Raw genomic sequence first — 13054 nt, forward strand, 5'->3', positions numbered from 1 at the left:
GGAGGATCGGTCAACCGGCGCTCACCGTCATGGCCGGCGCGAAGATCGATGCCGCCGCGCTCGCCGTCAGCGTCACCAGCGCCAGGGTGGAGAGCAGGAAGAACAGGAAGCGGACCGAGACCTTGTTGAAGGTCGCCTGCACCAGGCTGTGCGCGATGCGCAGGAGCACATAGGCCCAGGCGAGCCACAGATTGGGGCCCTCGCCCTGGCCGAGCAGCGCGAGCGTCAGCGCGATCGCGTAGAACAGCGTCGGCTGCTCGTGCAGATGGTTGTAGTTGTGCGCCTTCCACTGGACCGCCGGCGGCAGCACCTTGTCGGCATCGGTGCCCTTGCTGCCGATCAGCTTGCCCATGTCGATGCCAGCCGCCTTCATCGCGGGAACGCGCGTGACGATCGTCCAGACCAGCATGACGAGCGTCCAGGCGACGAGCACCACCACTGGCGCCAGGATTTGACTATGCATTGCAGCCCCTCCCACTGCGTGTGAAGCCGGGAGGCTGGCCCAATCGGTTCGCAAATGCAACTAAACGGGCGCAAGCAGGCTTTCGAGGAGCAGATGCGTGCCGCGGCGCAGCGCCGCCGCGTCCTGCGCCTGCCAGACCGCGTTGCGGCAGAGCACGCCCATCACATGCGCCTGGACCAGCCAGCCCACCGTGGCGGCATCGGCATCGGCACGTGCCTTGCCGGCGGCGATCAGGCTGCGGGCCGCGGCTTCCACTGCGTGACGGAGCCGTTCGAGATTTGCGGTGTTGCGCTCGCGCAGGCCGCTATCGCCCGCGCTGGCGGCAGTGATCTCGATGCCGAACCGGGCATGGGCCGGGGGGAGGGCAGGGGCGATCTGGCGTTCGAACACCGAATCGGCGAGCGTCGCGATGCTGCCATCTTCGATCGGGCCCAGTTCGGCGGCGAGCATGTCCGTCACGGCGTGGATCAGCGCGTCGCGGCTCGGGAAATGGCTGTAGAAGGCGCCCTTGCTGATCCCGGCCTGGGCGCAGACATTGTCGACCGAGGTGGCGAGCAGCCCGCGTTCGAACAGGCAATGCGCGGTCGCGTCCAATATGTGCATGCGGCGCTTGGCGGCAGTCGCTTCGGTCAGGCGGGGCATTCATCTCTCACTGATGCGTCAGCCGGTGCACTGCATCCGGATTGATGCCGCCATGTTGCAGCGAGCGAAGTCGAGGATGGCCGGCGATGCGCTTCAGGCGTGTTCGGCAAGCGCCTTTCGGAGCCCGCGCGCCATGTGCCGCGCCAATGCGCGCTGCAAGGGCAGATAGTCGTTGGTGTCGGTCGCTCCGACGAACTGCCCCGACCACAGGATGCGCCCGCCGCCGCGATCGACGAGATTGACCACGACGACCGTCTGCCGCGGAGTCTGCCGCACGCTGATGCGGGCAAGGAGATCGGCCCCCTTGTCGGTGGTGGCGACGCTATAGCCCCTGGGCAGGCCGTTGCCGACCTCGGCGAGGAAGCTCTCGCGCAGGCCCGCGTTGAACTTGGGGAAGAGCACATATTCGCACAGGCCCTGGACCCCTTCGATGGCAATGCGATGCTGGGGCCGGAAGACCATGGCCTGTGCCCAGACGGCACCGCCGACGGCGAGCGCGGCGAACAGGCCGCCCGCAGCCGCGAGGCGGCCAAGACGGCGAGGCGCCCCGGCCACGGATGCGGTATGGATCGCGCCGATGAAGCGATAGCCGGATCTCGGCCGCGTCTGGATATAGCGCGGCGTGTCGGCCTCGTCGCCGAGCAGGGCCCTGATGCGGCGGATACAGGTGTTGAGCGATGCGTCCCCGCCGGTTCCGGCGCGGGGCCAGAATCGGTCGAGCAGTTCCTGCCGGCCCACGGTCCGCCCGCCATTGTCGATCAGATAGCCGAGGACTTCCACCACCTGTGGCGGCGCATCGAGCTGCGCGTCGCCCCGGAAGATCTGCAGCGCGGCAGGATCCAGGCGGAAATCGTCGAAGCGAAGCATCCCATCGTCCACTGCAAAGAAACGCCCATGCCGGTCCGGTTGCCAGATGTCAGATCAGGTCACGAGATGTCATTCGGCCCTTCCGGCCGAGCACGATAGCCGATTCCCGATCGACACGCACCACGCAAGGGAATCGCCAAATGCCGTCTAAGGATGACCTCCTCCTGCCCGACCGGCGTCATGTCCTGGGTCTCGGCCTGGCGGGGATGACGGCGTCGGCACTCGCCATGCCGGCGGCGTGCGGGTTCGCCGGCGCGCCGGTGGCGAAGCGGCTGGACGATCTGCTCGACGCCACGGCATCGGGCTATGGCACGGTCGGCTATTCCGCGGCGGTGCTGCGGCGCGGCAGGCTCGTCCATGTCCGCCACGCGGGACTGGCGGATCGCGATACCGGCGCACGGATCACGGCCCGATCCGTCTATCCCATCTTCTCCGTCTCCAAGCTGTTCCTGATCGTCGAGCTGGCAAAGGCCGCCGGGCGCGGGGCGCTCGACCTGTCGATGCCGCTCGCCCGGATCCGGGACGGGCTGCCCGACGCGTGGCGCGGGATCACGCTGGCACAGGCGCTTGCCCATGTGTCGGGGTTGCCGGACTATATCCCGGATTTCGTCGCGCCGACCGAAGACCAGGCGCTCGCGGCCATCCGCGGCAAGCCGCTGCGCTTCGCGACCGGCACCCGCAACGACTATAACCAGACCAACATGTTGTTCGCTCGCATCGCGCTGGAGCAGGCGGCGGGTGCCCCGCTCACCGTGCTGGCGGCCCGCCAGTTCCGGGCGGCCGGGATGCGCCGCACCGGCTATCACACCGGCTATCCCGGCGCCGCGGTGCGGCTGCCCGACCTGGTATCGAGCTATCGGCCGGTTCCAGGGCGTGGCGGGCCGCCGGCGCGGTTCGTGCTGCCGGTGCTGCCCACCTATGCCTTCGGCTCCGCGGGCGCCTTCACTACCATTGCCGACATGGTGCGGTGGACCCAGGCGCTGCTGCGCGGTGACCTGTTGCCGCTGGGGGCGCTGCGTGCGTCCTGGGCGCCCTTTCCGATGCCCGGCGGCGCGGCCGCCTGGCACAGCCATGGCTGGGAATATTACCGGCACGGCGACGTCACCATCGTCGGGCATGGCGGCGACGTCCGCCTGGTCTGGCGGCATTTCTTCCGGACGGCGGATCCGGACGATTGCGCGACCGTGATCTATTTCGACAATGGCGGACGCTCGACCTTCGACCGGCACCGGCTGGTGACCCTGCTGGCCGATCTGGTGATGCCGGGGGCCGCGCGCGCGACCGAGCTGCGGGAGGAGGAACTGTTTCGCGGCCTCGCCTCCGGACGCTGGCGCCAGGCGGTCGACCTCCTGGACGCGACCGCACCGCTGGATGTCGTGGAAGGGATCGTGAACCGGGTCGGCTATGACGCCATGCAGATCCTCGACGCGGAAACCGCGCTGTTCCCGTTCGAGTGGAACGTGCGGCGCTTTCCCGGTTCGTCGAACGCGCATGACAGCCTTGGCGAAGCCTGTCGCGCGCTGGGGCGCATCGAAGCCGCGCGCGCAAGCTATGCGCGTGCGCTGGCGCTCGATCCGGGCAATGCGCGCATCGCGGCGATCCTTGGGGATCTTGCCGCGCCGCCGGCCGCCAACTGATGCGATACCATTCACTTTCTTCCTCGAGGAGCATGACGATGCGTTTCTGCCCGGGCCTTGCGATGTGCGCGGCCGTTTTCCTGGTCCAGCCGGCAATGGCCGACCCGACCGATGTGGAAGTCCGCGTGATCGCGCGCGGTGCCAAGTTCCTCGGCGGCTATGCCGCGCCTGTCCGGATCGTCCTGACCGATGCCGATACCGGCGAGACGCTTGCGCAGGGCACGACTTCGGGCACGACGGGCGACACCCAGCGGATCATGGGCGGGGAGCGGGGCGCCAGAAAGTCCGATGCGGATTCCGCCGTGTTCCGGGCCCGGCTGGACATCGATCGCCCGCGCCGGGTGACGGCGCAGGCGACCGGCCCGCTCAGCCAGCCCCAGGCAGTGACGACCGCGACCAGCACGCAATGGATCCTGCCCGGACGTCACCTGACCGCCGGGGACGGCTGGCTGATCGAGCTGCCCGGGCTGATCGTGGATATCGCCGATCCCGTCGCCTATCAGTGGGCGAAGAAAGGCGAGGCAGTGGGGCTGCGCGTGGGAGTCACCATGTTGTGCGGCTGCGCGCTCTCGGAGAGCGGCCCGTGGCGTGCCGGCGATACCGAGGTAGAAGCCAATGTGACCGTCAACGGCGTCGTCTCTCGCCCTGTAAAGTTGCAGTTCGACGCTGCTTCGGCCACTTTCGGCGCGAGCATCCCGGCCACAGCATCCGGCCTCTACGAAGTCGAGGTTCGTGCCTGGATGGGGCCCACCAACAATGCTGGCGTCGCGCGCACTGCCTTCTTTGTGCGTTGAGCGCCAAGGAAAAGGGCGGCCGGGGATGTCCCGGCCGCCCTGTCTTCCGTTTCGATCGCGTGGGTGATCAGGCGAACAGCTTCGCCCAGCCGCGCTTCACGCGCTCGCGCCAATGGCCACGGTGATAGGCGTCCGACGCCAGCAGCGGCATGACCGAGCCCGCTTCGGCGAACACCATCTGCTCGATGCCGGTGTTGACCTTGCCCCAGGATGCCGCCTCCTGGAGGGTCGAGGACGAGCAGGCGCCGTCGCGCACATCGGCGACGGTGATCTGCACTGCGTATTTGTGCACTTCCACATCCTCATGACCCAGGATCTCGGCGCAGACGACGGTGTCCTGGATGAAGTTCTTCGGCACGCCGCCGCCGATCATCAGCAGGCCGGTGGTGCCCGCCTGGATCTTGATCTCGGTCAGCTCGCGGAAGTCGGCGATGGCGTCGAGCACCATATAGGGACGGCCTTCCTTGGCCGCGTCCACCTGGTGCTTCACCAGGCCGAAGCCGGCCGACGAGTCGACGAACGCCGGGCAGAAGATCGGCACGTCATGCTCATAGGCGAGCTTGACCAGGCTGTTGTCCTTCTTGCCGTGCTCGACGAGATACTTGCCCATCTCGCGGATGAAGGCGCGCGACGAATAGGGCTTGGGCTCGAGCGATTCCGCGATCTTGTTGATCGTGTGGTCGCAGTCCTGGAGCTGCTCCTCGTCGATGTAGGTGTCGTAGATGCGGTCGATATAGAGCGAGCGCAGCGTGTCGTCGTCGGGGATCTCGAGCGCCTGATAATGCTTGTGGCCCAGGCCCTCGAAGAAATCCATGTCGACGATGGTGGCGCCGGTGGCGACGATCACGTCGACCATGTTGTTGCGCACCAGCTCGGCATAGAGGTCCATGCAGCCGCCGGCCGAAGTCGAGCCCGCGATCACCAGGACGACGGTGCAGTCCTTGTCGGCCAGCATGTCGTTGTAGATCTTGGTGGCGCGGCCAAGGTCGCGGCTGGTGAAGCTCATATCGGCCATCGCGTCGACGATCGGACGCGCGTCGAACGACTTGATGTCGATATGCTTGACCTGCTTCGACAGCAGCTCCGCCTTGCGGGTGTCGTTGATCGGGGCGTTGGCCGCCGCGGTCTTGGTGAGGGTGTCGGTCATGGGGTCTCCCATATTCTTGCCATGCCGCCGTCATTCAAAGGGGACGCGGTAACCCGATATCGGGGCCCTTAGACCCCAGAAACATATCCGTCATCCCTGCGCAGGCGGTGCCCGTGCAGGGATGACGGTTTAAAGCGTTGTGACGTTACAGCTTGACGACGTTCCACGCCGGCTGGCGTTCCGAAAGCTCGACATACATCGATGCCATCGGTTCGTCGGCAACGATGACGGTCGCATCGGTGCCGAAGCCGTTGAACGCGGTCCGCATCGCCGAGCCATAGGCGCCCAGCATGCCGATCTCGAAATAGTCGCCCGAGCGGGTGTCCGCCGGCAGAAGGAACGGGCCCTTCATGTAATCGAGATCGTCGCAGGTCGGGCCGTAGAAGCTGAACTCGACGTCCTTGGCGTTCGATTCCGGCTCGCGCAGCAGCTCGACCGGGAACTTCCAGTCGATATGCGCGGCGTCGAACAGCGCGCCATAGGCGCCGTCGTTGATGTACAGTTCGGCCCCGCGGCGACGCTCCACGCGCACCACGATCGAGCTGTATTCGGCGCACAGCGCGCGGCCCGGCTCGGCCCAGAGTTCGGCCGAATAGGAGACCGGCAGGCTTTCGAACGCGCGGTGGATCGTCTCGAAATAGGCTTCGAGCGGCGGCGGGGTCATGCCCGGATAGGTCGAGGGGAAGCCGCCGCCGACGTCGATCACGTCCACGGTGACGGCCGACTCGACGATCGCCGCGCGCACGCGCTCCATCGCGTTCGAATAGGCTTCCGGCGACATCGCCTGCGACCCGACATGGAAGCAGATGCCCAGCGCGTCGGCGACCTGGCGGGTCTCGAACAGCAGCTTGGCGGCTTCACCCGGGCCGGCGCCGAACTTCGATGCCAGGCTCAGCTTGGAGTGATCCGACGAGACGCGCAGGCGCACGCACAGCGTCAGGTCGCTCGCGGCCACGCCGTCGCGGCTGGTGGCGCGGACGATCTTCTCCAGCTCCTCGAGACTGTCGAGCGAGAAGGTGCGGACACCGTGGGTGAAGTACGCTTCTTCGATCGCTTCCTCGGCCTTGACCGGGTGCATGAAGCAAAGCGTGGCTTCGGGCAGCGTACGCGCGACCAGGCGCACTTCGCCGATCGACGCCACGTCATAGGTGGTGATGCCGTTGTCCCACAGGATCTGCAGCAGTTCGGGCGAAGGGTTCGCCTTCACGGCATACATTGCCTTGCCCGGGAACTTCTCGACGAAGAACCGGGCGGCCCGTGCCGCGGCGTGCGGACGGACGAGCGTGACCGGCTGAACCGGACCCTGCTTGGCGATGTCGATGCCGGTCACGGTGGAGCCGGCGGTCGAAAGGGGTGCTAACCCCAGCGCGCGATGATGCTTGTGCAACTCAAGGGACCTCCAAGTGCCTTACGGCGATCGTTGACAAAAGCTGCCTTGCGGTTGGAAGTCCCATGGGGCAGCGGAAGGCGGCACATAAGGACGTTGGAACGGGGTGTAAAGTGATTCGAGGCCCGGAATATTACGGCGGGGGTGAATTGTGACAATTGTGCGACAACCTACACGCGCGGGCGTTCGCGACGCCGCCTCGAAGGTCGCCGAGATCCTTCCGCAAACCCCTCTGTTCGTTCAGGAAATCCGCGGGGTGCCGGTATGCTTCAAGGCCGAGTGCCTGCAGCCGATCGGCGCGTTCAAGATCCGTGGCGCCTGGCACCGGCTCACGGCGCTGGACGATCCCGCGCGCGAGAAGGGCGTGGTCGCCTTTTCTTCGGGCAATCATGCCCAGGGAGTCGCCTGGGCGGCGAAGAAGCTCGGCATCCCGGCAGTGATCGTGATGCCCGCCGACGCGCCCAGGGTGAAGCGCGACGCGACGCTGGCGATGGGGGCGGAGATCGTCTCCTACGACCGGATGACCGAGAGCCGCGAGAAGATCGCCGCGCACCTTGCCCATGCCCGCGGCGCGACGCTGGTGCCGAGCTTCGACGATCCCTGGATCATCGAGGGGCAGGGGAGCGCCGGGATCGAGGCGATGACCCAGATCGTCGAGGCCCGGTTGCCCGATTTCACGCATGTGCTGGTGCCCTGTGGTGGCGGCGGGCTGGCGGCGGGCCTGGCGCTGGCGCTGCCCGATGCGGAGATCGTCACGGTCGAGCCCGAGGGCTGGGACGATATGCGCCGCAGTCTCGATGCCGGGTGGATCGAGCCGGTGGAAGACAATCCGCCGCCCACGGCGTGCGACGCGCTGCAGACCACACGCGTCTCGCCGCTCACTTTCGACGTGCTGTCGCGGCGGGGTGCGACCGGGCTGGCGGTGAGCGAGGCGGAAGTGCGCGCGGCGCAGCGCTGGGCCGCGGCGAAGCTGCGGCTGGTGGTGGAACCGGGCGGGGCAGTGGCGCTGGCGGCGCTGCTCGCGGGCAGGCTGGACGTGAAGCCGGGCTTGCTCGTGATCCTTTCCGGGGGCAATGCCGATCCCGATGCCTATGCCCAAGTCCTTGCCGGGAAAGACTGACCCGGTGGCCGGCCGCCTCGGCGCCGTGATCGCCAACGTCATGAGCGTCGGCGCGCGCGCGCTGGGCTATTTCCTCTGGGGGGTGCTGCGCATCGCCTATCGCGGCGATCCGCGGATGATCGCGCTGTTCGGCGGCGTGATCGGGGCGACCGGGCTGCTGGTCTGGCTGATCGCCAGCTGATGCCCGATCCCGGCCTCGAACCCCTCTGGCTCAGCATCGCGGTGATCGCCATGGGCGCGCTCGTCTGGGGCGGGTGGAAACAGTTCCGGGCCGACCGGACCAAGGCGATCCTGATGTGGATCTGCGCGGTCGTGATCCTCGGCAACCTGTTGATTTTGCAGATCTGAAGCGGTCCAGGGCGTATTGCCGCCAAGCCAATCCTCCCCTGGGGGCGCTGACACATCTGGTTACACAAGATCGTTGGACGCCCCTGCGCCGCTCGCATATCCTTCGCATGCCCGGCCGATGAGGTGCGTGATGCGCAAGCCCTTGATCCTGCTGCCGTTCCTGCTCGCCGGCACGCCCGCGTCCGCGCAATCCGCGCCGGCGCGCGAAATCGCCTATGGCACGGCGCAGCTGCAGAAGCTCGATTTCTACAAGGGCGCGGGGGACGCCGCGCCGCTGGTGGTGTTCGTCCATGGCGGCGGCTGGCAGCGGGGCGACAAGGGCAATGCCACGGGCGCCGCGAAGATCGCCCATTTCACCGGGCGCGGCTTTGCCTTCGCCAGCGTCGACTATCGGCTCGTACCGGGTGCGACGGTGGAGCAGCAGGCGCAGGACGTCGCCGATTCGCTGGCCTATCTGGCGCAGCATGCGCGTGCGCTGGGGGTAGATCCGGGCAAGATCGTGGTGATGGGGCACAGCGCGGGCGCGCATCTGGCGGCGCTGGTCGCGACCGATCCCGCCTATCTCCGCAAGGCGGGCTGGGGCGTCGACAAGCTGGCCGGCGTCGTGCTGCTCGACGGCGCGGCCTATGACGTGCCCGCGCAGATGGCCGATGGCCCGCGGATCATGGGCGGCACCTATGATGCCGCGTTCGGCCGCGATCCCGCCCGCCAGCGCGCGCTCTCGCCGACTTTGCAGGCGGCGGCGCCCAATGCGCGGGACTTCCTGATCCTGCACGTGGAGCGTGCCGACGGCACCCGCCAGTCCGAAGCGCTGGGGCGTGCGCTCGCGGCGGCGGGTGCGCACGTGACGGTGCAGGGCTTTGCGGGACGCGGGCTGCGCGGCCATATGGAGATCAACCGCGCGCTGGGCGACCCCGGCTATCCGGCGACGGCGGTGGTCGATCGGTGGATCGACACGGTCCTGGCGCGCTGAGTGTTGGACGCGGGCGCCGCAATCCCTAGATAGGCGGCATGAACGGCCCCGCCCAGCTCCACTACGACACGCCCGAATTCGATATCCTGCGTCCCGGCAGCTATGTGCTGTGCGCGGTGAGCGGCGAGCAGATTCCGCTCAACGAGCTGAAATATTGGAGCGCCGAGTTCCAGGAAGCCTATCGCAGCGCGGCCGAGGCGACCGCGGCGATGCTGGCGGGCGGGGCGGGGAATCTGAAGAAATAGGCGGTCGTCCCGGCGAAAGCCGGGCGCTCGTGCCGTCAACCTGCGCCAGCCGCCGGAGACCCCGGCTTTCGCCGGGGTGACGGGATGCGGGAATCAGCGGATCGGCGAGTTGGGGTCGAGCCGCATGTCGAGATAGCGGTCCACGCTCTTCATCAGGTCGTCCATCTCGTGCTCGAAAAAGTGGTTCGCGCTCGGAATGGTGTCGTGATGGATGGTGATGTGCTTCTGGGTGCGCAGCTTGTCGACCAGCTTCTGCACTGCGCCCGGCGTGACCACCTCGTCATTCTCGCCCTGGATGATGATGCCCGAGGACGGGCAGGGGGCAAGGAAGGTGAAGTCGAACATGTTCGCGGGCGGCGCGATCGAGATGAAGCCGCGGATTTCCGGGCGGCGCATCAGCAGCTGCATGCCGATCCAGGCACCGAAGCCGAAGCCGGCGACCCAGGTGCTGCTCGCCTCCGGGTGGAAGCTCTGCACCCAGTCGAGCGCGCTCGCCGCGTCGGACAGTTCGCCGATGCCGTTGTCGAACGTCCCCTGGCTCTTGCCGACGCCGCGGAAATTGAAGCGCAGCGTCGCGAAGCCGCGGCGCTGGAAGGTCTTGTAGACTTCCTGGACGATGCGGTTGTTCATCGTGCCGCCCGCATTGGGATGCGGGTGGAGGATCATGGCGACCGGCGCGCGCGGCTTGGGAGCGGGAGCGAAACGGCCTTCGAGGCGCCCCTCGGGGCCGGGAAAGATGACTTCGGGCAAGGCAGACCTGCTTTGAATTGGAGGCGCGCTGTGGAGCGCGGTGCGTTGGGCGCTATATAGGCAGCGCGCCCCTTTGCGCAATTACAACGAGATTCGCTTGGCCGACCGCATCTATCTGGACCATGCCGCGACCACTCCCATGCTGCCGCAGGCGCTGGCGGCGGTGGAGGCGGGGATACGCCACTGGGCCAATCCCAGCTCGCCCCATGCCGAGGGGCGCGCGGCCCGCGCCGCGCTGGAAAAGGCGCGCAGCGACGTCGCCGCCGCCTATGGCTGGGCGCACGAACTGGTCTTCACCAGCGGCGCCAGCGAATCGCTGCAGATCGCGCTTGGCCGCTCGGTGGCGCCGCGCCGGCTGATCAGCGCGGTCGAGCATGATTCGGTGCTGCGCCATTCGGAAGGCGCGCAGGTGCTGCCCGTGGACGGCGACGGAATCCTGGATCTCGACGCGCTGCGTGGCGCGCTGGCCGCGGGGCCGCGCGCGCTGGTGGGGGTGCAATGGGCGAACAGCGAGACCGGCGTGCGCCAGCCGATCGCCGAAATCGCAAACATCGTGCACGCGGCGGGCGCCATCCTGCTGGTCGATGCGGCACAGATGCCCGCGCGCGCCGACGATGCGGTGCTGCGCCATGCCGATCTTGTCGCGGTGTCCGCGCACAAGCGGGGCGGGCCGCCGGGGATCGGGGCGCTGCTGGTGCGCGACTTCGGCGTGCTGCTGCCGATGGGCGGGCAGGAAAAGGGTTATCGCGCGGGCACCGAGAACCTTCCCGGTGCACTAGGCTATTCGATTGCCGTCCAGACGCCCGAAGATCTGGCCCGAATGGCGGCGCTGCGGGCACGGCTGGAGGCGGCGATCGTCGCGGCGGGTGGCGACACGGTGGGCGCAAGCCGTCCGCGCAGTCCGCTGATCGGCGCCTATCGGATGCCGGGCGTCTCCGCCGCCGCCCAGCTGATCCGCTTCGACCTGGCCGGTATGTCGGTCTCGGCGGGCAGCGCCTGTTCCTCGGGCAGCATGCGGCCGAGCCATGTCCTCACTGCGATGGGCTGGGAGGAGCCGGCATTGCGCGAAGTGGTGCGGGTGAGTTTCGGGCGCGGTACCACCGAAGCGGAGGTGGATGCCTTCACGACGCTCTGGCGCCGGATCGCGATCGAGGCCAGAAACAGGGCCGCATGACCTATCTCGACTATCAGGCGACCACGCCGCTCGCGCCCGAGGCGCTGGCCGCGATGCTGCCGCTGCTGGAGACCCAGTTCGCCAATCCGCACTCCGCCCATGCCCCGGGCCGGGCGGCCAGGGCCGCGGTGGAGGCGGCGCGCGACGATGTCGCCGCGCTGCTTCCGCGGGGTGGCACGGTGAGCTTCACCAGCGGCGCGACAGAGGCGCTCAACTGGGCGATCAAGGGCACGGGCGGCGGGATCGTGACGATCGCCACCGAGCATGCCGCCGTGCTCGACACGGCCGCGGCAGAGCACCGCAAGGGCAGGGAGGTCGTCGTGCTGCCGGTCGGCACCGAGGGGCTGGTCGACCTCGCCGCCGCGCGGGCGGCGATCGGGCCGGGCACCGGCCTGGTCGCGGCGATGCTGGTCAACAACGAGATCGGCGTGATCCAGCCGATCGAGGAGCTGGCGCATCTCGCCCGTGCCGCCGGCGCGCTGTTCCTGTGCGACGCGGTGCAGGGCTATGGCCGGGTGCGCATCCCCGATGGCTGCGACCTGATCGCCGTTTCGGCACACAAGATCCACGGGCCCAAGGGCGTGGGCGCTCTGTGGATCCGCGACGGCGTGGCGCTGGAGCCGCTGATGCATGGCGGCGGGCAGGAGCCGGCGGGCCGTTCGGGGACGCTGTCGCCCGCGCTGTGCGCGGGGTTCGGCGCGGCGGCAAGGCTCGCCAAGCAGCGCCTCGGGGCCGATCACGCCCATGCCGAGCAGCTCTTCCGCGCCGCGCTCGCCCGTATTCCCGGCGATTGGGTGCTGAACGGCGCGCAGGGGGACCGCTATCCCGGCAATCTCAACCTGCGCCATGACGGGCTCGACGTCGCCCGGCTGATGTCGGACCTGCGGGATGTCGCCTTCTCCGCCGGATCGGCCTGTGCGAGCGGATCGGGGCGGCCCAGCCATGTGCTCGAGGCGATCGGCCTCTCTGCCGCCGAGGCACGCGCGAGCATCCGCATCGGCTTCGGGCGCTACACCACCGAGGACGCGTTGCTCCATGCGATCGACCGGATCGTCGCCGCCGCCCGGCGGCAGAGCCGCGCGGCATGATCCGCGTCACCTTCGTCAGCGCCGACGGGCGCGACCGGCACGAAGTGACGGCAGAGGCGGGGCTGCGCCTGCTCGAAGTGGCGCAGAATGACGGCCAGCCGCTGGAGGGCACCTGCGAAGGGCAGATGGCCTGCTCGACCTGCCACGTGATCGTCGATCCCGACTATTTTGCCCGGCTGCCCCGCGCCGCGGAGGAAGAGGAAGACATGCTCGACCTGGCGGTGGGCGCGGTGCGTACCAGCCGGCTGGCCTGCCAGATCCTGCTCACGCCGGACCTGGACGGGCTGGTGGTGCACATGCCGGCCGGGCACCGCGACATGCAGGGGCGCTGAGGCGTATTGCAGCGGAATCTCGGATGACCCTTGGCTGAGCGATCCGTTCAGCCTGTCGAAATCGGTTCAATTTCAGGATCGAGCATG

The 13054-nt window shown here is 68.3% G+C and carries 16 protein-coding genes; 10 read left to right on the forward strand and 6 right to left on the reverse strand.

What is annotated here, in order from left to right; translation table 11 throughout:
* Window positions 1–10: 10 nt before the first annotated feature.
* The 3 genes from CAP40_RS09280 to CAP40_RS09290 all read right to left on the reverse strand — a co-directional run bounded on the left by CAP40_RS09280 (window position 11) and on the right by CAP40_RS09290 (window position 1972).
* Window positions 11–463 carry an MAPEG family protein gene (locus tag CAP40_RS09280; RefSeq protein WP_086129069.1) on the reverse strand — a complete coding sequence of 151 codons (453 nt, stop codon included), beginning with the start codon at window positions 461–463 and terminating at the stop codon, window positions 11–13.
* Window positions 464–523: 60 nt separating this feature from the next.
* Window positions 524–1105 (reverse strand): TetR/AcrR family transcriptional regulator, encoded by a 582-nt coding sequence (locus CAP40_RS09285; RefSeq protein ID WP_086129070.1) that lies wholly within the window; start codon window positions 1103–1105, stop codon window positions 524–526.
* Window positions 1106–1198: 93 nt separating this feature from the next.
* A complete protein-coding gene (locus CAP40_RS09290) occupies window positions 1199–1972 on the reverse strand; it encodes a transcriptional regulator (protein WP_086129071.1) in 774 nt (257 codons plus the stop codon).
* A 140-nt stretch (window positions 1973–2112) separates the two neighbouring features.
* Between CAP40_RS09290 and CAP40_RS09295 the strand changes: the two genes are divergently transcribed.
* The gene (locus CAP40_RS09295) at window positions 2113–3609 is read left to right on the forward strand and encodes a serine hydrolase (RefSeq protein WP_086129072.1); all 1497 of its coding nucleotides are present in this window, start codon (window positions 2113–2115) and stop codon (window positions 3607–3609) included.
* A 38-nt stretch (window positions 3610–3647) separates the two neighbouring features.
* Window positions 3648–4403 carry a hypothetical protein gene (locus CAP40_RS09300; RefSeq protein WP_144034297.1) on the forward strand — a complete coding sequence of 252 codons (756 nt, stop codon included), beginning with the start codon at window positions 3648–3650 and terminating at the stop codon, window positions 4401–4403.
* A 67-nt stretch (window positions 4404–4470) separates the two neighbouring features.
* On the opposite strand, the gene CAP40_RS09305 is transcribed toward CAP40_RS09300, so the two are convergent.
* On the reverse strand, window positions 4471–5550 hold the full coding sequence (locus tag CAP40_RS09305) for a deoxyhypusine synthase (RefSeq protein WP_086129074.1): 1080 nt from the start codon (window positions 5548–5550) through the stop codon (window positions 4471–4473).
* A gap of 145 nt (window positions 5551–5695) precedes the next feature.
* Window positions 5696–6937 carry a type III PLP-dependent enzyme gene (locus CAP40_RS09310; protein WP_086129075.1) on the reverse strand — a complete coding sequence of 414 codons (1242 nt, stop codon included), beginning with the start codon at window positions 6935–6937 and terminating at the stop codon, window positions 5696–5698.
* 151 nt (window positions 6938–7088) lie between these two features.
* Between CAP40_RS09310 and CAP40_RS09315 the strand changes: the two genes are divergently transcribed.
* From CAP40_RS09315 to CAP40_RS09325, 5 genes are all read left to right on the forward strand, one after another.
* A complete protein-coding gene (locus CAP40_RS09315; protein ID WP_086129076.1) occupies window positions 7089–8057 on the forward strand; it encodes a threonine/serine dehydratase in 969 nt (322 codons plus the stop codon).
* Window positions 8058–8061: 4 nt separating this feature from the next.
* Entirely contained in the window at window positions 8062–8238 is a 177-nt protein-coding gene (locus CAP40_RS20435) for a hypothetical protein (RefSeq protein WP_179188016.1), read from the forward strand.
* On the forward strand, window positions 8238–8405 hold the full coding sequence (locus CAP40_RS20440) for a hypothetical protein (RefSeq protein WP_179188018.1): 168 nt from the start codon (window positions 8238–8240) through the stop codon (window positions 8403–8405). The genes CAP40_RS20435 and CAP40_RS20440 overlap by 1 nt, the downstream gene beginning before the upstream one ends.
* Window positions 8406–8535: 130 nt before the next feature.
* On the forward strand, window positions 8536–9378 hold the full coding sequence (locus CAP40_RS09320; RefSeq protein ID WP_086129077.1) for an alpha/beta hydrolase: 843 nt from the start codon (window positions 8536–8538) through the stop codon (window positions 9376–9378).
* A gap of 38 nt (window positions 9379–9416) precedes the next feature.
* A complete protein-coding gene (locus CAP40_RS09325; RefSeq protein ID WP_086129078.1) occupies window positions 9417–9623 on the forward strand; it encodes a DUF2093 domain-containing protein in 207 nt (68 codons plus the stop codon).
* Between the two features lie 93 nt (window positions 9624–9716).
* On the opposite strand, the gene CAP40_RS09330 is transcribed toward CAP40_RS09325, so the two are convergent.
* Complete coding sequence (locus CAP40_RS09330; RefSeq protein ID WP_086129079.1) at window positions 9717–10373, reverse strand: alpha/beta hydrolase; 657 nt, start codon at window positions 10371–10373, stop codon at window positions 9717–9719.
* A gap of 97 nt (window positions 10374–10470) precedes the next feature.
* Between CAP40_RS09330 and CAP40_RS09335 the strand changes: the two genes are divergently transcribed.
* The 3 genes from CAP40_RS09335 to CAP40_RS09345 are packed head-to-tail and all read left to right on the forward strand — an operon-like array spanning window position 10471 to window position 12967.
* Window positions 10471–11547, forward strand: a complete 1077-nt coding sequence (locus CAP40_RS09335; RefSeq protein WP_086129402.1) for a cysteine desulfurase family protein — start codon at window positions 10471–10473, stop codon at window positions 11545–11547.
* Window positions 11544–12635 (forward strand): cysteine desulfurase family protein, encoded by a 1092-nt coding sequence (locus tag CAP40_RS09340; protein WP_086129080.1) that lies wholly within the window; start codon window positions 11544–11546, stop codon window positions 12633–12635. Before CAP40_RS09335 ends, CAP40_RS09340 begins: the two co-directional genes overlap by 4 nt.
* Window positions 12632–12967, forward strand: coding sequence for a 2Fe-2S iron-sulfur cluster-binding protein (locus CAP40_RS09345; protein ID WP_086129081.1), 336 nt, complete (start codon window positions 12632–12634; stop codon window positions 12965–12967). Before CAP40_RS09340 ends, CAP40_RS09345 begins: the two co-directional genes overlap by 4 nt.
* Window positions 12968–13054: the final 87 nt, after the last annotated feature.

Source organism: Sphingomonas sp. IBVSS2, from assembly GCF_002127225.1.
Taxonomy (GTDB): Bacteria; Pseudomonadota; Alphaproteobacteria; order Sphingomonadales; family Sphingomonadaceae; genus Sphingomonas.

Bases quoted from the DNA above. Each gene is read 5' to 3' on its own strand.
- CAP40_RS09280 (WP_086129069.1), bottom strand. From the start codon at position 463: ATGCATAGTCAAATCCTGGCGCCAGTGGTGGTGCTCGTCGCCTGGACG.
- CAP40_RS09285 (WP_086129070.1), bottom strand. From the start codon at position 1,105: ATGCCCCGCCTGACCGAAGCGACTGCCGCCAAGCGCCGCATGCACATA.
- CAP40_RS09290 (WP_086129071.1), bottom strand. From the start codon at position 1,972: ATGCTTCGCTTCGACGATTTCCGCCTGGATCCTGCCGCGCTGCAGATC.
- CAP40_RS09295 (WP_086129072.1), top strand. From the start codon at position 2,113: ATGCCGTCTAAGGATGACCTCCTCCTGCCCGACCGGCGTCATGTCCTG.
- CAP40_RS09300 (WP_144034297.1), top strand. From the start codon at position 3,648: ATGCGTTTCTGCCCGGGCCTTGCGATGTGCGCGGCCGTTTTCCTGGTC.
- CAP40_RS09305 (WP_086129074.1), bottom strand. From the start codon at position 5,550: ATGACCGACACCCTCACCAAGACCGCGGCGGCCAACGCCCCGATCAAC.
- CAP40_RS20440 (WP_179188018.1), top strand. From the start codon at position 8,238: ATGCCCGATCCCGGCCTCGAACCCCTCTGGCTCAGCATCGCGGTGATC.
- CAP40_RS09320 (WP_086129077.1), top strand. From the start codon at position 8,536: ATGCGCAAGCCCTTGATCCTGCTGCCGTTCCTGCTCGCCGGCACGCCC.
- CAP40_RS09325 (WP_086129078.1), top strand. From the start codon at position 9,417: ATGAACGGCCCCGCCCAGCTCCACTACGACACGCCCGAATTCGATATC.
- CAP40_RS09340 (WP_086129080.1), top strand. From the start codon at position 11,544: ATGACCTATCTCGACTATCAGGCGACCACGCCGCTCGCGCCCGAGGCG.
- CAP40_RS09345 (WP_086129081.1), top strand. From the start codon at position 12,632: ATGATCCGCGTCACCTTCGTCAGCGCCGACGGGCGCGACCGGCACGAA.